Origin of the sequence: Andreesenia angusta (genome assembly GCF_001855385.1) — a bacterium.
Lineage (GTDB): Bacteria > Bacillota > Clostridia > Tissierellales > Gottschalkiaceae > Andreesenia > Andreesenia angusta.
On record NZ_MKIE01000006.1, the window covers coordinates 102,431 to 121,009 of the forward strand.

General features: G+C 44.6%; 18 protein-coding genes, 1 tRNA gene and 1 riboswitch. Of the genes, 18 read left to right on the forward strand and 1 reads right to left on the reverse strand.

Annotation, left to right across the window (positions count from 1 at the left end):
* Positions 1–12: 12 nt before the first annotated feature.
* From murJ to EUAN_RS08415, 8 genes are all read left to right on the forward strand, one after another.
* Positions 13–1,584 carry a murein biosynthesis integral membrane protein MurJ gene (gene murJ, locus EUAN_RS08380; protein ID WP_084655846.1) on the forward strand — a complete coding sequence of 524 codons (1,572 nt, stop codon included), beginning with the start codon at positions 13–15 and terminating at the stop codon, positions 1,582–1,584.
* Positions 1,585–1,670: 86 nt separating this feature from the next.
* Positions 1,671–2,525, forward strand: coding sequence for a sugar phosphate isomerase/epimerase family protein (locus EUAN_RS08385; RefSeq protein WP_071063628.1), 855 nt, complete (start codon positions 1,671–1,673; stop codon positions 2,523–2,525).
* Between the two features lie 16 nt (positions 2,526–2,541).
* Complete coding sequence (locus EUAN_RS08390; RefSeq protein ID WP_071063630.1) at positions 2,542–4,254, forward strand: phospho-sugar mutase; 1,713 nt, start codon at positions 2,542–2,544, stop codon at positions 4,252–4,254.
* 311 nt (positions 4,255–4,565) lie between these two features.
* A complete protein-coding gene (locus EUAN_RS08395; RefSeq protein ID WP_071063632.1) occupies positions 4,566–5,201 on the forward strand; it encodes an S-layer homology domain-containing protein in 636 nt (211 codons plus the stop codon).
* 100 nt (positions 5,202–5,301) lie between these two features.
* Complete coding sequence (locus EUAN_RS08400) at positions 5,302–5,793, forward strand: hypothetical protein (RefSeq protein ID WP_071063634.1); 492 nt, start codon at positions 5,302–5,304, stop codon at positions 5,791–5,793.
* A gap of 12 nt (positions 5,794–5,805) precedes the next feature.
* Positions 5,806–6,873 (forward strand): efflux RND transporter periplasmic adaptor subunit, encoded by a 1,068-nt coding sequence (locus tag EUAN_RS08405; protein ID WP_071063636.1) that lies wholly within the window; start codon positions 5,806–5,808, stop codon positions 6,871–6,873.
* Positions 6,863–7,552 carry an ABC transporter ATP-binding protein gene (locus EUAN_RS08410; RefSeq protein ID WP_071063637.1) on the forward strand — a complete coding sequence of 230 codons (690 nt, stop codon included), beginning with the start codon at positions 6,863–6,865 and terminating at the stop codon, positions 7,550–7,552. The genes EUAN_RS08405 and EUAN_RS08410 overlap by 11 nt, the downstream gene beginning before the upstream one ends.
* Positions 7,549–8,766, forward strand: a complete 1,218-nt coding sequence (locus EUAN_RS08415) for an ABC transporter permease (protein ID WP_071063639.1) — start codon at positions 7,549–7,551, stop codon at positions 8,764–8,766. Before EUAN_RS08410 ends, EUAN_RS08415 begins: the two co-directional genes overlap by 4 nt.
* Before the next feature lie 38 nt (positions 8,767–8,804).
* On the opposite strand, the gene EUAN_RS08420 is transcribed toward EUAN_RS08415, so the two are convergent.
* Positions 8,805–8,881, reverse strand: a tRNA-Pro gene (locus EUAN_RS08420).
* Between the two features lie 208 nt (positions 8,882–9,089).
* Here EUAN_RS08420 and EUAN_RS08425 point away from each other — a divergent pair.
* The 10 genes from EUAN_RS08425 to flgK all read left to right on the forward strand — a co-directional run bounded on the left by EUAN_RS08425 (position 9,090) and on the right by flgK (position 18,569).
* Positions 9,090–9,485 carry a hypothetical protein gene (locus EUAN_RS08425; RefSeq protein ID WP_071063641.1) on the forward strand — a complete coding sequence of 132 codons (396 nt, stop codon included), beginning with the start codon at positions 9,090–9,092 and terminating at the stop codon, positions 9,483–9,485.
* A gap of 59 nt (positions 9,486–9,544) precedes the next feature.
* A riboswitch (SAM riboswitch) is annotated at positions 9,545–9,642 on the forward strand.
* A 76-nt stretch (positions 9,643–9,718) separates the two neighbouring features.
* Entirely contained in the window at positions 9,719–10,906 is a 1,188-nt protein-coding gene (gene metK, locus EUAN_RS08430; RefSeq protein WP_071063643.1) for a methionine adenosyltransferase, read from the forward strand.
* 354 nt (positions 10,907–11,260) lie between these two features.
* Entirely contained in the window at positions 11,261–12,112 is an 852-nt protein-coding gene (locus tag EUAN_RS08435) for a bifunctional 5,10-methylenetetrahydrofolate dehydrogenase/5,10-methenyltetrahydrofolate cyclohydrolase (protein WP_071063645.1), read from the forward strand.
* A gap of 121 nt (positions 12,113–12,233) precedes the next feature.
* A complete protein-coding gene (locus EUAN_RS08440; protein WP_071063647.1) occupies positions 12,234–12,701 on the forward strand; it encodes a coiled-coil domain-containing protein in 468 nt (155 codons plus the stop codon).
* A 72-nt stretch (positions 12,702–12,773) separates the two neighbouring features.
* Positions 12,774–14,999 (forward strand): SF1B family DNA helicase RecD2, encoded by a 2,226-nt coding sequence (gene recD2 / locus EUAN_RS08445; protein ID WP_071063650.1) that lies wholly within the window; start codon positions 12,774–12,776, stop codon positions 14,997–14,999.
* Between the two features lie 14 nt (positions 15,000–15,013).
* Positions 15,014–15,757: a ComF family protein gene (locus EUAN_RS08450; protein ID WP_071063652.1), complete on the forward strand. Its 744-nt coding sequence runs from the start codon at positions 15,014–15,016 to the stop codon at positions 15,755–15,757.
* A 2-nt stretch (positions 15,758–15,759) separates the two neighbouring features.
* Positions 15,760–16,179 (forward strand): TIGR03826 family flagellar region protein, encoded by a 420-nt coding sequence (locus EUAN_RS08455; RefSeq protein ID WP_071063654.1) that lies wholly within the window; start codon positions 15,760–15,762, stop codon positions 16,177–16,179.
* Between the two features lie 73 nt (positions 16,180–16,252).
* Positions 16,253–16,531, forward strand: a complete 279-nt coding sequence (flgM, locus tag EUAN_RS08460; RefSeq protein ID WP_084655848.1) for a flagellar biosynthesis anti-sigma factor FlgM — start codon at positions 16,253–16,255, stop codon at positions 16,529–16,531.
* A gap of 10 nt (positions 16,532–16,541) precedes the next feature.
* Complete coding sequence (locus EUAN_RS08465; protein WP_071063656.1) at positions 16,542–17,036, forward strand: flagellar protein FlgN; 495 nt, start codon at positions 16,542–16,544, stop codon at positions 17,034–17,036.
* 12 nt (positions 17,037–17,048) lie between these two features.
* The gene (flgK, locus tag EUAN_RS08470) at positions 17,049–18,569 is read left to right on the forward strand and encodes a flagellar hook-associated protein FlgK (RefSeq protein ID WP_071063657.1); all 1,521 of its coding nucleotides are present in this window, start codon (positions 17,049–17,051) and stop codon (positions 18,567–18,569) included.
* Positions 18,570–18,579: the final 10 nt, after the last annotated feature.

Below are 18,579 nucleotides of genomic sequence, written 5' to 3' on the forward strand. Positions count from 1 at the left end.
GACTGATGGAATTTGAGTACTACAGGTAAGTTGTTTAAATCAGCTTCAATGATGGCTATAGTCACACTGCTTAGTAAATTTCTAGGTTTTTTCAGAGAGATATTCATAGCTTCAAAGTTTGGGTCGGGGTATGAGACCGACACCTACATAGTGGCGATGACGGCCACATATCTCATAATGGGAATGGTGGCGGGAGCTTTCAACACAGTGCTCGTGCCTATTTTCTCAGAGATAGATGAGGTACATGGAAAAGAGAGAAGCGTAAAATTTCTGAACAACACACTAAATATAATGTTTTTTATCTCGATTGGGGCCATGGTTTTATTCTACTTCCTGTCTCCAGTTGCTATATCTATTCTTGGAAACGGTTTTGAAGGCAAGCAGTTTGAACTGGCCGTGAAGCTTAACAGAATAGGGCTTCCGATAGTGCTTGGGATGAGCTTCTCTTTTATATTCTCAGGATTTCTCCAGAGCAGAGAGAGGTTTTTTGCACCGTCCGCCACGGGATTTCCGTTTAACATAGTCCAAATACTATTCCTGCTGACACTGTCTTCAGTCTTCGGAATAGAAGGGCTTATGGTGGCACTTGTGCTAGCCATATTCGGACAGGTTGTAATACAGATACCTCCTGCGATAAAAGAGGGATTCAAGTACAGGTGGGTATTCGACACAAAAGACAAGTATGTAAGAAAGATGCTATACTTGACGCTACCTGTAATGCTTGGAACGGCCATACAGCAGGTGAATATAATAGTTGACAGAGCGCTTGCTTCAAGACTGGTCGAGGGAAGTATATCCTCGCTCAGCTATGCGGCCAGAGTAAACGAGATAATACTCGGGATATTTGTAACGGCAATAACTACAGCTGTATTTCCAGTGCTGTCTAAGGCCGCTACACAGAAAGACATAAAGTCGCTTGTGAGAATAACTAAAAAAGGGAGTATGCTTATATTCCTTATAACCATACCTTCGACTATAGGGCTTATGATACTTGCAGAGCCTGTGGTGAAGCTTTTCTTCGAGAGAGGAGCTTTCGACAGCGAAGCTACAAAGATGACTTATCAGGCTCTTTTCTTCTACTCATTGGGAATGGTGGGAATGGCCATGAGGCTTATGGTTACAAGGGTGTACTACTCTATACAGGACACCAAATCTCCGACTGTAAACGGACTATTCGCCATGATCTTAAACGTGGTTCTAAACCTAGCGCTTATAGTGCCCCTTCAGCATAGAGGACTTGCGCTTGCCACAAGCATCTCAAGCATACTCAGTTCGGCCATGTTGCTTGCAGGGCTTAGAAGCAGAGTTGAGGGCTTCGAGCTTAGGTCTTACGGAGTGGGATTTTTAAAGATACTCTTTGCGTCTAGCGTAATGGGCGCTTTTGTATACGGAGCATATAGATATACTAGACATATAGTCATGGGAGACAGCTTTATGATGAGTGCTGCTGTACTGGGTGCGATAGTCTTGATAGCCGTGATAATATACGTAAACCTTTGCTATTTACTCAGAGTCAGCGGAGCTGCAAAAGGCTACAAAGACAAGATATTGGACAAGGGCAAGCGAAAGATCAGAAAGAAATAATTAATTAAGAGCTAGCGAATCTGGGTATATAGATATAGAAAAAAACTATATACAGAACAGGAAACAGCAAGGGGGACTTTTGAGACATGCATTCACAGCTTGGAATAAGTATTCACGGTGTAGATACGGAATACGTAAGAAAAAGGGGATTTAAGAGAGTACAGATATGCCAGAAGTTTTCTAAAACAGAGGACGTGACTTCTCTACTTAAGCTGTCTAGGGAAAAGGGGATAAAGATAAGCTTTCACGCGCCTATTTTTCACCAGGTGGACCATGCAGCCACTTACTATTTGAGCAAGAACTTCAGGCTTAGAGAGGCCACTTTCGAGATACTCGAGATAAATATGAAGATGGCCCAGTGCCTTCCGTCTGAATACGTCGTAATACACTTCACGTCTAAGACTATGAAAGATGAGAGCTACGATTCCTACGAGGAAATGATGAAGATAGCCAGAAGGAGCGTAAAGAGGCTGGGAAAACTGGCTGAAAAGTACAGCTTGAAGGTGAATATAGAGTATGCAAGCTATGACGAGAAGTTCAGGGATCCAGACGAGTGGATAGAGCTTGTAAAAGACCAGAGTGACGTGGGGATATGTCTTGATATAGGTCAGCTTTTTACAAACTGCAAGGCGCTTAAGCTGGACTTCCATGAAAAGCTAAGAGATATACTGCCGTATACAAATGCGGTTCATATCTGGAATACAAGGGACGAAAGCGACCTGGACAAATTTGGCTATATACCGGTGAACCCTTCTCAAAGTCCAGAAGAGGGCTGGATAGACATAGAGAAGAGCATTGAGATCATAAAAGAGCAGAAGAGGGAAATACCCATAATATTCGAGCCCAATTTTGACTACAGCGGGGAAGAATATTTTTCAGAGGGGCTAGACTGGGTAAACAATATAATAGGGAAAAAAGAGTTAGAAAAAATTACTGTTTAGAAACGGGGGACTGAATATGGACTACATGGAGATATATCAGGAATGGATGACAGACAGCTACTTTGACGAGAAGACAAGGCAGGAGCTTGCGCTTATAAAAGATGACGAGACGGAGATAAAAGAGAGATTCTATCAGGAGCTTAAATTCGGTACAGGAGGGCTTAGGGGCATAATAGGAGCTGGCACCAACAGGATGAACAACTACACTGTGGCCAAGGCGTCGCAGGGGCTTGCAGACTACGTGCTAGAGACTACAGAGAGTTCTGAGCCTTCGGCTGTAGTGACATACGACTCCAGGATAAAGTCGGACGAGTTCGCCCTTATAACTGCAAGGGTGTTTGCAGCCAACGGGATAAAGACATATCTATTTGAAGGCGTAAGGCCTACACCTTTTGCTTCTTTCGCAGTCAGACATTTTAAAGCTGATACAGGGGTGATGATAACGGCTAGCCACAATCCGCCTGAGTACAACGGGTACAAGGCGTATGGAAACGATGGAAGCCAGTACACTACAGACGATGCAAGCCGTATAATAGACAAGGCGCACGCTGTAGGAAGATACTCTAATGTGAAGATGATGTCTGAAGATGAAGCCAGAGGGAAGGGACTCATAATCTCGGGTCCAAACGAAGTGGACGAAGAGTATATAGAGAATGTGCTTTCTCTAGCGCTGAGAGACGATATAGACAAGGACGTGTGCATAGTCTACTCCGCCATGCACGGCGTAGGCGGAAAGAGCGTTATGAGAGTGCTTGGCGAGAGAGGGTTTACAAATGTACACCCTGTTGTAGAGCAGCTTGAGCCAGACGGGAACTTTCCTACAAGCAGATACCCAAACCCGGAGGCGGCAGACGCCTTTGAATACTCCATAGCCAAGGGCACTGAAGTCAAGGCCGACATACTGATGGCCACTGACCCGGACTCGGACAGGGTAGGTGTCATGGCAAAAAGCGAAACTGGCTATGTGCAGCTCACAGGAAACGAAGTCGGGGCACTTCTTATGGACTATATACTGAGAGAGAAAGACAGGCGAGGTGAGATTCCTGAAAAGGGAGTGCTCATAAAGACAATAGTGTCCAACAGGTTTGCTGACAGAATAGCCGAGAAATACGGCCTTAAAGTCATAGATACGCTTACAGGCTTCAAGAATATAGCTGAGGCCATGAGGGACTTAGAGAATGAAGGCGATTACTCTTATGTGTTTGGATATGAGGAGAGCATAGGCTACCTTCCAGAGACTTTCGTAAGAGACAAGGACGCAGTCTCTACAGCTATGCTGATCGCAGAGATGGCAGGATACTACAAGAGTGAAGGCAAGGCTGTGCTTGAAAAACTAGACGAGATATACCAGGAGTTTGGCTACTTTGCAGAGAGCCTCTACTCCATATCCATGCCTGGAGAAGAGGGCAGGGAGAAGATAGCAAAGCTTATGGAGCTCTTCAGAGACGACTACCCTATGAGAATAGGAGAGCTTAGACTTACAGAGGTCATGGACTTCAAGGAAGGAAAGACCAAGAAGCTGGACGGCGGAAGCATAGACATAGAGCTTCCAAGGGAAAATGTGCTCAAGTACATCTTTGAAGACCGTGCATGGTACGCTGTAAGGCCTTCTGGAACAGAGCCTAAGATAAAGTTCTACGTATATGCAACGGATACAAGAAAAGAAGTGGCAGAGCAGAGGGTAAAGGATATAAAAGACAAAATAGATGAGCTTGCAAAGAGCATATAGATTATAGATTATAGATAAAGTCCCCTTAAGGGGGCTTTGTTTTTTAAAAACTGGGATAAGAAATAAGTTCTAGTAAAGTCATAAGGATGACAAGCATCATAGAGATTTGATGAAAATACAGAACAAGTGAAAATTCGTTTTAATCTGGTGTCTGAGCGCAAGCGAGTTCCAGATTTTGAATCTGAACGGTTCTAATGTATTTTCTGAATCGGAGTGTGCCTTGGAGTTTATGACTTTGTCTAGAAACAATCCGCTTATACTCAAAGAAGGCTTTTTCTTTGTCGATAATACCTAAAGAGAGGAGTGAGAGCATGAGATTTAAAAAGTTAGCGAAGCGCCTTGCGTCAGCGGTCATAGCGTTTTCTATGCTGGGAGGGTCGATGGCCAGTGCGACGACTTTAAGCGATATCTCTGGCCACTGGGCCAAACAGAACATAGAGTGGATGGTAGAGAAAAGTTTTGTGACTGGGTACAAGGACGGGACATTCAAGCCCAACAACTCCATCACAAGGTCGGAGTTTGCTGCCATACTTGTGAGGTCTGGAACTTTCGACAGAAACAGCTACAGAGGCACTTTCAGCGATATAAAGGATGGCGAATGGCACTCTGTGTTTATACAGACGGCCTACGACAAGGGCTGGATAAAGGGGAGTGACGGAAAATTTAGGCCAAACGACAAGATAAGCAGAGCCGAAATGGCGGCTATAATGGGTAGGATAGTTAAGAGCAGAAGCCAGGACCCTGCAAATGGAAGGCATATGATAGCGAACGTATTTGCAGACAGGTGGAGCATGCCGAACTGGTCTAAAGACGATATGGCTTATACGCTTGAAAACGGCATAATGAAGGGTGGGACTGGAAACAGATTTCTGCCGAACGACTCAAGCACAAGGGCGGAAGCTGCGACTGTTATATACAATACGCTCAAGTTTTTTGGGAGTGTCTAAAGGGACCCGGAAAGGGTTCTTTTTTAATTTGCGTTGACAATATATTCCCATAAGTGTATTGTGTAGGTAATATACAACATACAAAATGAGGAGGAATAAAATGAAATCTTTTGAAAAAAACTCGAAGCTAGTATTTTTTATGGGGCTTATTGGGTATTTGGCTTTCAAGCTCTATATGTCAATGAATATAGCTAATGAGCTGATGCAGTCCGATACAGGTGGAATCGCTGAAGGAATAGGCATGATAAGAGGTGTTACTCTTGGGTTCAGCATAATCGGCACTGTGGTGTTTGTCGTAGCCACTTACTTTATCTACAGAGCTGTCTACAAGAAGATAAACAGCGACAACCAGATCATGGTTGACAGGTTCCAAGGCATATATTTCAGCAATATGGCGATGCTATACATAGGGAGCATTATAGCGCTGTTCTTGAGCTCTTTTGTATTCAAAGACCAGACAGTTCTGCCGCTTACTATAGGCATAGCGGTAAAGCTTTTTCTGATAACGGGGTTGAATTTTATTTTGCTTGACGGTGAGGACAACAGGATGGTGCCAAATATGGCTGTGTTCGGGGCGCTGTCTCTTTTCTAGGGAGGAATTTACATGAGCAGAAAGAAGAAGATAGGTTTTGGAATGATAGGACTAGTGGCGATTCTAGTGGTGGGTATGTCTATATACGCCATAAAAGGGAGCGGTGAGGCTGAAGAAAGCGTGGTGCAGGTTGAAAGGCATACGATTCCCCCGAGGGAGCATGTGTTTGTAAATGGGAAGATAGAGCCAAGGAACAGTGAATCTTTTGGAGTAGATTTATCTAAAGGAAAGGTACATAAGATACATGTAGTAGATGGACAGAGCATAGAGTCTGGAGCTCCGATTGTGACCTACAGGAGAGAAGAGGTGGAGAGCCAGATAAAGGAGCTGCAGTACCAGATAGATGACGCAAAGGCTGCAAAGAACAGCCAGCCGTCTGACGATTCCGGCCTTGAAGCTGTAGCTGACATGGCAGCCTCAACCAACTACGACTCTCAGATAAAGAGGCTGGAAAGCCAGATAAAAGACCTTAAGGACAATGAGTATGTAACTGAAAATGCCAGCATAGGCGGCAGAGTATATATTGAGGAGATAGACTCGCCAGAGGGAGTAAAGACAGAGCGAATAACTGTGCAGAGCGGCGACTATGTCGTCAGGGGAACTGTGAGCGAGAAGGACGTGCTGAAGCTGAGCGAGGGTCTGGAGGCTGAGATAACGGCGGTCTCAAATGACAAGAAGCTAAGCGGAACACTGGAGTCTATAAGTACAAGACCAAGCGACGGCGCAGGGCAGATAGATACTCAAGGCATGGGAATGAGCAGCGGTCAATCGCTTTCAGAGTACGAGGTTATAATAAAGCTTGAGAGCATAGAAGGTGTAAAGCAGGGTTTCCATGTGCAAGCTAAAATAGTGTACGGTGAGGACAGAACTATAATCCCGGCAGAATCACTGGTGAAGGAAAACGGAAAGCAGTATGTATTTTTGATAGAGGACAACGCAGCCAAGAGGAAAGAGATCCAAGCAGATGTGCAGGAAGGACAGAAGTCCAATATGGTTGTGAAAAAGGGGCTGAAGCAAGGAGACGAAATTGTGGTGAATCCACCGGAGGAGCTGAAGGATGGTGATATAGTTGGAGAATAATCTAATAAGCTTGGAATGCATAAAGAAGAGCTACAGGACTCCAGCTGGAGAGTTCCCAGTGTTGAAAGGCTTAAACCTGGATATTTCGGAAGGGGAGTTCATATCCATAATGGGCAAGTCTGGAAGCGGAAAGACGACGCTTCTCAACTTGATAGGCTTGCTTGACCGGTTTGACGGAGGAGAGTACGTATTTCGTGGAGAGAACATAACCACTTTCAGCGAAAACAGGAAGTCTGAGTTCAGGAACGACAATATGGGATTTATATTTCAGCAGTTTCACCTTATAGAGTCGCTCACGGTCTACCAAAACATAGAAATCCCACTTCTCTACAGGAAGAGCGGATCCAAAGAGTCTAGAAAAAAGGCCATAGAGGAGAAACTCAGACAGGTGGGGCTTTACGAAAAGCGAATGAACAAGCCGTTTGAACTGTCAGGGGGACAGCAGCAGAGGATAGCCATAGCCAGAGCCCTTGTGACAGACCCATATATAATACTGGCAGACGAACCTACAGGGGCGCTTGACTCGGAGACCAGCAAAGACATAATGGCGCTGCTGAAGGAGCTGAACGACTCTGGGAAGACTATAGTTATGGTCACCCACGACAGCGACCTCAGAAGGTACACCACCAGAGACGTATTTCTCAAAGATGGTGAGTTTGCAGGGGAGGATGCCATATGAATTTCTACAACTTCATAAGAACCGCATGGTACAGCATAAGGGCCTACAAGCTCAGGATATTCCTCACCATGATAGGCATAATCATAGGTATATCCTCGGTATCGGCCATACTGGCTATAGGAGAGGGGCTTAAAGCCGAGGCGTCTTCTTCGATGGAATCTGCCAACTTGAACAAGGTGACAATAGAGTACATGCCTCCAAGCGGACAGGAGGACGCAAGCGCCACTCCTTTTGAGGAAAGCGACATAAGCGAGATAAAGAAGATAGAAGGCGTGAAGGATGTCACCATGAACGACAACCAGAACAACTTTCTGATGGGAACATACCAGGATATGAGCTACTTTGACAAGTCTACAGCTGGAGAGGTCAACAACTACAGCGAAAAGGATGCAAAAAACAATGTTGGATTCGGCAGGGGATTTTCAAAAGCAGAAGCCGAGAGTGACAGCAGAGTTATAATTCTAGGCTACGAGATGGCAAAGCAGCTGTTTGATGACCCGGAAAAGGCCATAGGTAAAGGTGTAACTGTAAAAGGCGAGGTTTTCGAAGTGGTCGGAGTCAAAGAGGAGGTCGCAATGGACATGGGCCTAAACTTCAGCATGGAGTTTTCTGATCCAAATGCAAGCACCATACCAAGCAAGGTTGACTTCGGCGAAGAAGAGACAGACCAGATATGGAATATAAGTGTGGCTCTAGAGCCTGGGGGAGATAAGGACATGGTCTTGACCGAGGTGAAGGACAAGTTATACGAGCTCCATCCAGATATACAGGGAGAGTATATGGAGTTTGACATGGAGAAGATAATAGAGTCTATGCAGAGCGTAATCGGAAATATAACGCTGTTTGTGGCTTTTGTGACAGGCATTTCTCTTCTTGTTGGAGGGATAGGCGTAATGAACATAATGTACGTTTCGGTCACCGAGAGAAAAAGGGAGATAGGCATAAGAAGGGCCATAGGCGCAAAGCCGAAGGACATACTTGTCCAGTTTCTGATAGAGTCCATATTCATAACTGGACTTGGGGGGATAATAGGCATAGCTTTCGGATATCTGTTTTCAATGGCAGTCGGAGCATTCCTTCCGTTTCCGCCGGTCATGACGCTCAAGAACTTCTTGGGAGCTTCTTCTATATCTGTCCTCACAGGCCTGATATTCGGAATAATCCCAGCTTCTAAGGCGGCCAAGCTAGATCCTATAGTTGCCATATATAAATAGAAAAAAGCCTGATTCAAAAGAATCAGGCTTTGTCTATGTGGTCGGGGTGGAGGGACTCGAACCCCCGGCCCCATGGTCCCAAACCATGTGCGCTACCAAACTGCGCTACACCCCGTAAAAACTCAACTACCACATTATATAAAACAGATGGCATAAGTTCAAAGCTCTAAAAAGGTGGTTAAGGCTGAAAAACAGGCTTAAACAGAGTTTAGACTTAAATAAATTCATATATCTCAGTATTAGACAAAGGTAAAATACTGCAGAGCGTACAAGTGGAATTGCAGGTACAATAGTGGTACAATGACAGAAAGGGAGTGATTGAGATGGACAATAAGGAACTGTTGAAAGCCATATCGGATATGATAGACTCTAAGCTTGACCCAATCAGAGACGAAGTAAGCAAAATTGGTACAAGGCTGGACAGCTTAGAGTCTAGATTCGACGGACTAGAGACAAGATTCGATATTCTGGAGGGTAGGTTTGATGGACTAGATACTAGATTCGACAGCCTGGAATCCAGAGTAGAAGGACAGAGGGAGCTGCTTAGTGCATTGGAAGACAGATCGACCACCAATTCAGCTGTGTTGAAAAATATAGAAGAAAAGCTAGTGGACTCTCAAGGCGAAATAGCGAGCCTGAAAAAAAGCATCTCTAGAATAGAGAAGGCCACTGCCGACAACTGGAGCGACATAGTAGACATTAAGTCGAAGATAAGCTAAGAAATCGTTGACTAGCAAAACCATATATGATAACATAAGTTCGTTAAGTTTACAGAATTGCCTTATCAAGAGAGGTGGAGGGACAGGCCCGATGAAGCCCAGCAACCGTTAAAAGCGGTGCTAATTCCTACGGATAGCTATGTCCGGAAGATGAGGGTGCAAAAGAAGATACAGCCCTCTTATTGAGAGGGCTTTTTTTATAGATTTGAAATTGAAAGGAGAAATGAAATAAAATGAAAAAATGGTTCTTTACTTCAGAGTCGGTTACAGAAGGTCACCCAGATAAAATATGCGACCAAATATCAGACTCTATACTAGATGCGATACTTGAAAAAGATCCACTTGCAAGAGTTGCCTGCGAGACTTCAGTAACTACAGGACTAGTGCTTGTAGCTGGAGAGATAACTACAAATTGCTATGTGGACATACCTAGAGTAGTTAGAAACACTATACTAGACATAGGCTACAACAGAGCCAAGTACGGATTTGACGGAGAGACTTGCGGAGTTATAACTTCAATAGGAGAGCAGTCGAGAGACATAGCTCAGGGAGTTGACGAAGCTACCGAGAAGAGAGAAAACAGTGGAGACGAGCTAGACCAGATAGGTGCAGGAGACCAAGGTATAATGTTCGGATTTGCCTGCAACGAGACTAAGGAGCTAATGCCTCTTCCGATCTCGCTTGCGCATAAGCTTGCAAGAAGGCTTACAGAAGTTAGAAAGAACGGAACACTTCCATACCTAAGACCGGATGGGAAAACTCAGGTGACTATAGAGTACCACGACGACAAGCCAGCCAGAGTGGACGCTATAGTAATATCTACACAGCACAGCCCGGATGCGACTCTAGAGGAGATCGAAAGAGACCTTAAAGAGAAGGTAATAGGAAATGTAGTGCCTGCAGAGCTTCTAGACGACAAGACAAAGTACTACATCAACCCTACTGGAAGATTCGTAGTTGGAGGACCTCAGGGAGATGCGGGACTTACTGGAAGAAAGATAATAGTAGACACTTACGGTGGATACTCTAGACACGGCGGTGGAGCTTTCTCTGGAAAAGACGCGACTAAAGTCGACAGATCTGGAGCTTACGCTGCAAGATACGTTGCAAAGAACATAGTTGCGGCAGGACTTGCAGATAAATGTGAAGTTCAGCTTGCGTATGCTATAGGAGTTGCGAAGCCAGTTTCTATACTTGTTCAGACTTTTGGAACAGCTAAGATAGAAGAAGAGAAGATAGAAGAACTTGTAGCTAAGCATTTCGACCTAAGACCAGCGGCTATAATAAGAGACCTTGACCTTAGAAAACCTATATACAAGGCTACAGCTGCATACGGACATTTCGGAAGAGAAGACCTAGACGTAAGCTGGGAGAAGACAGACAAGGCTGAGATACTAAGAAAAGAAGCTTTTGGAAAATAAATAGATGAAAAATCATAAACTCCACAGTACACTACGATTTGGGAAATAAACTAGAACCGTTCAAGCACAAAATCCGGAACTCGCTGTCGCTTAGACACCGGATTCCAGCGTGCTTTCACTTGTTCTGTATTTCAATCAAATCTCCATGATTCTGTGTCGTGCTTATGACATTTTCATTTTCTGCAAATTGAAAGAACCTAAGGTAAGGCCAAAATCTCTAAGTGCAAATGCGCTGTGAAGATTTTGGCCTTATTTTTCTATAGAAGTGTATGGAATGTATACCCTAAATTAATTACAAAAAAGCATAATTTGATATATAATATATTACGGAATGACTTTTAAGGAGGGGAACAAATGGCAACGATAGATTGTAAAGCAATAGCTAAAAAGTTAAGAGAAGAGATAAAGGTGGATATAGAAAAGGCGACAGAAAAGTATGGAGAAAAACCTTTTCTTGAGATAGTTCAGGTGGGGGCTCACCCTTCGTCTGTATCGTATGTTAAAAGCATAATAAAGACTTGTGACAATATGAATGTAAACCACAAGTTCTCGCAGTACGATGAAAACATAACTGAAGACGAGCTAGTGGCTGAAATAGAGAAGCTGAATGCAGACAGCTCTGTTCACGGAGTTATAGTTCAGTATCCGCTTCCAGCTCATATAGACTCAGACAGGATAGCAAACGTGCTTTCGCCAGCGAAAGACGTAGACTGTGTGACTTCCGAGAACCTTGGGAAACTGCTTATGGGAATCAAGGGAATGGTGCCTTGCACTCCAAAGGGAATGATGAGAATACTTAAAGAGTCAGGCGTGGACCTAGTTGGAAAAGATGTAGTCGTTGTAGGAAATGGCCGTACAGTTGGAAGACCGATAACTCAGCTTCTGCTTCAGCAAAATGCTACAGTTACAGTTTGCCACTCTAAGACAAAAGATCTTGCGGCGCATCTTTCAAACGCAGATGTAGTTGTAGGAGCTGCAGGACGTGCTGGACTTATACCTGGAGCTGCAGTGAAAGAGGGTGTAGTGGTAATAGATGCCGCTATAAACGTGCTGGAAGACGGAAGTATAGTTGGAGACGCAGAGTTCGACGCGGTTTCAGAAAAAGCTTCGCTTATAACTCCAGTGCCAGGTGGAGTTGGAACTACTACAAACGCAATGCTTATGGAAAACCTGCTAGAGCTTTTCCTAGACGTAAAAACTAAATAAGAATACACAGAAAGCTACTCATCATATGGGTAGCTTTTTTTATGCACAAATGCAAGTGCTTACATGATATAATGTTGTTAGTTAAATGGCGAGGTTTTTAAATCAAATGGAGGGGAACACAGTGAATAACGAAGAGTTTCAAATGCTTGTGCTGGAAGCGCTAGGTGGGATCAAAGACGAGATAAGTGGTATCAAGGACGATATGGTCACGATGAAAGGCGAGATAAGTGGCATCAAGGACGATATAGTCACGATGAAAGACGAGATAAGTGGCATCAAGGACGATATAGTCACGATGAAAGACGAGATAAGTGGCATCAAGGACGATATAGTCACGATGAAAAATGAGATAGGTAGTATGAAAGTCGAAATAGGAACGCTAAAAGAAGATATGGGCAGTATAAAGCATGAAATAATAGAAATGAAGGGCGATATAAATATGCTACTGGACCAGACTGCCTGTCTTACGGAATTCAAATCAAAGACAGAAAGCAAGCTTAGCTATTTGGAAGAAAGAGAGATAAGCATAGCTGAAATGGTCGGAGAGCATGAAATAGAGATAAGAACACTGAAGAAAAAAATCGTATAGCAAACTAAAAAATAAGGCTTTCTATATGGAAGTCTTATTTTGCGTAAGAAAGTCGATAGAGGAGGTGAAAAATTGCTGGAGATAAATGGCATAATTCAGGAAATAATATACAAGAACGAAGACAACGGCTACACAATAGCTGTACTTGAGAGCGACGACGATGTGTTGACTGTAGTTGGGAATATGCCTCTTGTTTCAGACGGCGAGAACATATCTGTGGAAGGCTCCTTTATAGTCCACAAGACCTATGGCGAGCAGTTCAAGGTGGAGAGCTACAAGCTGGTGGCTCCAAGCACGGAGTCGGGAGTTATAAAGTACCTCTCTTCCGGGCTGCTTCCAGGAGTCGGGGAGAAGACGGCCGAGAAGATAGTGAACGTGTTTGGAACCGAGGCGTTGGACATAATACAGTATAACCCCGAGAGGCTCTCTGAGGTGGAGGGCATAGGCAAGAAGAAGATAGAGAAGATAGCCGACTCGTTTGTGGAGCAGAGGGAGCTAAAGGAAGTCGTGATGTACCTTCAAAACTTCGACATAAATCCGAACTTGGGGATGAAGATATACAAGAAATACGGAAGCGAGACTATAGCCAAGATAAACCAGAATCCCTACAGGCTGTCGGAAGAAGTCTACGGAATAGGTTTCGGACTTACAGACAAGATAGCCCAGAACATGGGGATTGCGAAAGACTCAAGCTACAGGATAAAAGCCGGAATAGTGTACGCCCTGAACAAGAGCGGGATAGATGGACATACCTATCTGCCAGAAGAGGAGCTACTGGCCAGAGCCGCTGAGATACTTAGAATAGACAGAGAACTTATAGAGCAGGGGATAATGGATCTGGCAGTGTCTCAGAAAATTCAGATAGAGGTGTTCGATGGAATCAGGGCAGTCTACAGCATGATTCACTACAACGCAGAGACAGGTGTAAGCAAGAGGATAGTCGAGCTGTCGCAGTCAGAGATAGCGCCGCTAGATGTGGATATAGAGGAAGAGATAGAGCGGCTGGAAGTTGAAAATGGCATGGAATTTGCCAAAAATCAGAAAAAGGCCATAAGGGAGTCGATTTCAAACGGAGTTCTAGTAGTTACAGGGGGACCCGGTACAGGAAAGACGACCACCATAAACAGCATAATAGACATATTCGAGGAAAACAAGCTGGAAGTCATACTGGCGGCCCCTACCGGAAGGGCAGCAAAGCGAATGTCGGAGGCCACAGGAAGAGAGGCCAGCACCATTCACCGCCTGCTGGAGTACACCTTCGGCGACGATACAATAGGCATGTACTTCGGGAAAGACGACGGAGCTCCAATAGAGGCGGACGTCATAATAGTGGACGAGGTCTCGATGGTGGACATAATCTTGATGAACAGCCTTCTTAAAGCCATAACACCTGGCACAAGGCTAATAATAGTAGGGGACACGGACCAGCTTCCGTCTGTAGGGCCGGGGAACGTGCTGAAAGACATAATAGAGAGCAAGATAATCCCTGTAGTAAAGCTGGACGAGATATTCCGCCAGGCCAAGGAAAGCATGATAATAGTCAACGCCCACAGGATAAACAGCGGGGAGAAGCCGTACCTGAACCAGAAGGGCAAGGATTTCTTCCTCATAAGGGAGTCAGACCCCGAGAGCATAGTGGAGACAGTGTTGGAGCTTGCAAAGTATAGACTTCCGAAATTCAATGGCTATGATTCCATGAGAGACATACAGGTGCTTTCATGCAGCAAAAAAGGCGATGTCGGCGTGAACATACTGAACAAGAAGCTACAGCAGGTGTTGAACCCGCCCAAGCACTACAAGCCCGAGAAAAAGGTGGGCGAAGCACTCTACAGGGCTGGAGACAAGATAATGCAGATAAAAAACAACTACAATACAAAGTGGAAGCGAGTATCGCAGGGCAGAGTCATAGGCGAGGGAGAGGGAGTCTTCAACGGCGACCTTGGATATATAGTCTCTATGGACATGGAGGAAGGCGAGCTTCTAGTCGTATTCGATGACGACAGGGAAGTGGTGTACAAGTTCAACCAGCTGGACGAGATAAGGCACGCCTACGCCACGACTGTCCACAAGAGCCAGGGAAGCGAATTTCCAGTAGTCATAATGCCCATATACTGGGGACCGCCGATGCTACTCACCAGAAATCTGCTCTACACCGGAATTACCAGAGCAAAAGAGATGGTGGTGCTGGTGGGAATGGAAAAGTACCTAGACTACATGATAGGAAATGACAAGATAACAGAACGCTACTCGGGACTAAAGAAAAGGCTTGAGAGGATATACGATTACATCGTGAGATAAAGGAGATGCTTGGATTGAATATTCTGGAGCGCTTGCTGGATCTGCTGTACAGAGAGAAGGACATCTGTTTTGTATGTGGCGACCATATTCCCAGGCTTTCGGGACATATATGTGCAGATTGCAGAGACGATCTAAGCTTTGTAGGGCCGAAAAGATGCAGCATATGTGGGATTTCGCTTAGAGCGTACAGAGACGACAAGCTGTATCTCTGCCGGGACTGCGAGGTACGCCCGAAGCACTTCGAGAAAGCTGTAGCCCCGCTTGAGTACAGCGGACTTTCGAGAAAGCTTATACGCGAATTTAAATACCAAGATGAACTTCACTACAAGAAGATGTTTGGAGAGATGATAGTGCAGAAAATTCTGGATTCGGATATGGAAAATGCGGACCTGGTGCTGGGGGTTCCACTGAGCTTGAAAAAAGAAAACAAGAGAGGCTACAACCAGGCCAAACTTCTTTCAGATTACATATCCAAAAAGCTGGGTATAAAATCCGGAGAAGGGTTGCTTTTAAGGACGACAGACACAAACGTTCAAAACGTACTTGGAAAAGCCCAGAGGATAAAAAACTTAAAAAACGCCTTCGCCGTGGCTAGTCCTGATAAAATAAAGGGTAAATCGATACTTTTAATAGACGATATATATACTACAGGAGCGACTGTAGACGAATGCGCCAAGACGCTTCTGGAGTGCGGAGCAAATTCAGTGACTATAGCGACAGTGGCAACAGCTGTCGACAGGAAATACAAGGAGGAATAAAAATGGATCTTAGAAATTGCAGAAAATGTGACAGAATGTATGGATATGACGGCATAGACCTATGCCCTAAATGCAGAAATGACGACTCGGCGGAGCTGAAGCTTGTAAAAGACTATCTATACGACAACCCTGGGGCTACAATAAAGAAAGTCTCAGAGGAGACTGGAGTAGAACACAGCAAGATACTCAAGTTTCTGAGGGAAGAGAAGATAGAGATATCCGCAGACAGCGAGAATATGATTCTAGACTGCGAGAGATGTGGAACGCCTATAAGAAGCGGAAGGTACTGCGACAGATGCGTAAACGAGCTGAAGAGCGAGTTTAAAAACATAGCACAGTCTATGACAGAAGCCAACAAGCCTAAAGAGACTCCTAAAAAAACAGGGGATAGGCTGTTTGTAGCCGACAGGCATAAAAAATAGAAAAACTTAAAGGAACCCCCCGTGTTTGCCGATATTTCTTTTAGAAGATCATGGCGCATAGGGGGTGTTTTTTTTGAATATAAATGGAGTTGGGAGAATGATGGAAGTCTACGCTGGAAACAGCTACGGCAAATCTGTTCAGGAGTCCCCAAAAACAGCTAAAAGAGATGAACTTCAGCTTTCATCTAGCGCTAAGTTTCACCAAATTGCAATGGCAGAGCTTAAAAATGTACCGGACGTAAGAGAAGACAAAGTGGCTGCCATAAAGGCCAGCATCGAATCCGGGACTTACAGTGTAGACTCGAAAGCCATAGCCGAGAAGATGTACAAAATGTCGAAGGGAATCTACTAGGAGAAAAACTATGAGAGAATTGGAAATTAAACTAAAGGAAACAATGAACAGAGAGCTGGAGGCCTACAGAGAGATACTAGAGCTTGCAAAAAGGAAGACAGAGATTCTAAAAGAGAGCAAGGTCACGGAGCTTGAGCTTCTGACTCTAGACGAGAGAGCCAAGGTGGAAGAGATAAACAGCATAGAAGGTGAAAGAGAGCATATAGCAAGAGGTCTTGCCGACAGTTTAGGAGTAAACGAAAGGCTGGACCTCTCTACTATGTCGCAGTATTTTACAGAAGAGGGCAGAGCGGAGTTTTCCGAGATAAAGTCGGATTTTGTAGAGACAATAGAGGAGCTGAAGAGGGTCAACAGCCTGAACGAGACGCTTATAAAAGACTCTCTTGAATACATAGACTTCAGCTTGAACATCATGACGTCGGCCACCGTCGGCGGAGGGTACAGCCAAAAGGCAGATGACGCACAGAGCACAAGCAAGAAAAATCTATTCGATTTCAAAGCGTAAGGGGGCGAATTTATGTCAGGACTATTTGGAAGCCTTGGACTAGGCATTTCAGGATTATCAGTTAGCAGAAGGGGGCTTGAAACGGTCTCGCACAATATATCGAATGCAGACAACCCTGCATATACAAGGCAGCAGGCCATAAACGCTGAGTCGCGCCCAGTATACATGGGGTACGGATTCTCTCCAAGAGGCTCAGAGACACAGCAGATAAGGCAGATAAGAGACGAGTTTCTGGATACGAAACTTAGGAGAGAGTACTCAAGCGAAGCCTACTGGAGAGGAAGGCAGAAGGTGCTTTCGCAGATAGAGACCATAATGAATGAAAAAGGTGTAATAGACGACGAAGTGGAAGGCGGGCTTGGAAAGATACTGGATGACTTCTGGACAGCTTGGAACGAGGTCGCAAAAGAGCCGGACAATATGACTGTAAGGGGAGTGCTGAAGGAGAGGGCCAACGCCTTTGTGACGACTGTAAATCATATGTACAAGCAGCTGGACAACCTTCAGATAAATTTGAATATAGAGGTCAGGGATCTAGTAGACGAGACAAACCAGCTTACTAAAGACATAGCTGATTTAAACAAGCAGATAGTTGCAGCCCAGCAGGGAAAAGAAGTGCCAAACGACTTAAGGGACGCCAGGAACCAGATGGTGGACAGACTTTCACAGCTGTTAAACGTAAGCCATTACGAAGACGAGAAAGGCAACGTAAACGTGGCCCTAAACGGAATAAACATAGTGCTTGAGGACAGTTTCAGAGAGTTCGAGTATAAGGACAGTACTGAGACCGGCGCAAATGGAATGGTCGACGTATTTATGAAAGGCGAGAAAGATCCTATGAAAGTAGGGAAAGACCTGAACGGTGGAGAATTGGCGGCCATACTTGAGGCCAGAGGTATAGGAGACAAGCCACTAGGCACTAACTACTATAAAGAAGCGATACCTACAATGAAAGCGCATCTAGATGAATTGGTGAGGACTATAGCAGGGGCGATAAATGAGGAGCATAAAAAAGGATATGATATAAATGGAGATAGTGGTAACTACTTCTTTGAGGCTGAAAATGGCTCTAAAGATATAAAAGATATAACAGCAAGGAATATAAAACTGGCATTTACAAGTCTTGACGATATAGCAGCAGGGCAAACTGAAGGGTATCTTGGTGATGGAAAGATAGCAGAAAAGATAGCTGCTTTGCGGGATGGAATGCTTTATGGAAGCACTACAGATGCAAAGTTAAAGCCAGGGACTCCCGAATATAATGCCATGACTAGAACTCTTACAATGGAGCAGTACTACAGAGATATGATACTGGACCTTGGTGCGGCTGGAAGAGAAGCCATAAATATGGGTGAATTCCATGCAGACGTAATAGCACAGTGCGAAAACAGTAGGGCTTCAATGTCCGCGGTGTCGCTAGACGAGGAAATGACAGAGATGCTTAAGTTTCAACATGCATACTCTGCCAACAGCAGATTTATAAACGCTATAGACGAGATGCTGGATGTAATAGTGAACAAAATAGGAGCATAGAAGGGGTGGA

What these genes read in the sequence shown, in the direction of transcription:
- EUAN_RS08385 (WP_071063628.1), top strand. Translation starts at nt 1,671, where the DNA reads ATGCATTCACAGCTTGGAATAAGTATTCACGGTGTAGATACGGAATAC.
- EUAN_RS08390 (WP_071063630.1), top strand. Translation starts at nt 2,542, where the DNA reads ATGGACTACATGGAGATATATCAGGAATGGATGACAGACAGCTACTTT.
- EUAN_RS08395 (WP_071063632.1), top strand. Translation starts at nt 4,566, where the DNA reads ATGAGATTTAAAAAGTTAGCGAAGCGCCTTGCGTCAGCGGTCATAGCG.
- EUAN_RS08400 (WP_071063634.1), top strand. Translation starts at nt 5,302, where the DNA reads ATGAAATCTTTTGAAAAAAACTCGAAGCTAGTATTTTTTATGGGGCTT.
- EUAN_RS08405 (WP_071063636.1), top strand. Translation starts at nt 5,806, where the DNA reads ATGAGCAGAAAGAAGAAGATAGGTTTTGGAATGATAGGACTAGTGGCG.
- EUAN_RS08415 (WP_071063639.1), top strand. Translation starts at nt 7,549, where the DNA reads ATGAATTTCTACAACTTCATAAGAACCGCATGGTACAGCATAAGGGCC.
- EUAN_RS08425 (WP_071063641.1), top strand. Translation starts at nt 9,090, where the DNA reads ATGGACAATAAGGAACTGTTGAAAGCCATATCGGATATGATAGACTCT.
- metK (WP_071063643.1), top strand. Translation starts at nt 9,719, where the DNA reads ATGAAAAAATGGTTCTTTACTTCAGAGTCGGTTACAGAAGGTCACCCA.
- EUAN_RS08435 (WP_071063645.1), top strand. Translation starts at nt 11,261, where the DNA reads ATGGCAACGATAGATTGTAAAGCAATAGCTAAAAAGTTAAGAGAAGAG.
- EUAN_RS08455 (WP_071063654.1), top strand. Translation starts at nt 15,760, where the DNA reads ATGGATCTTAGAAATTGCAGAAAATGTGACAGAATGTATGGATATGAC.
- EUAN_RS08465 (WP_071063656.1), top strand. Translation starts at nt 16,542, where the DNA reads ATGAGAGAATTGGAAATTAAACTAAAGGAAACAATGAACAGAGAGCTG.
- flgK (WP_071063657.1), top strand. Translation starts at nt 17,049, where the DNA reads ATGTCAGGACTATTTGGAAGCCTTGGACTAGGCATTTCAGGATTATCA.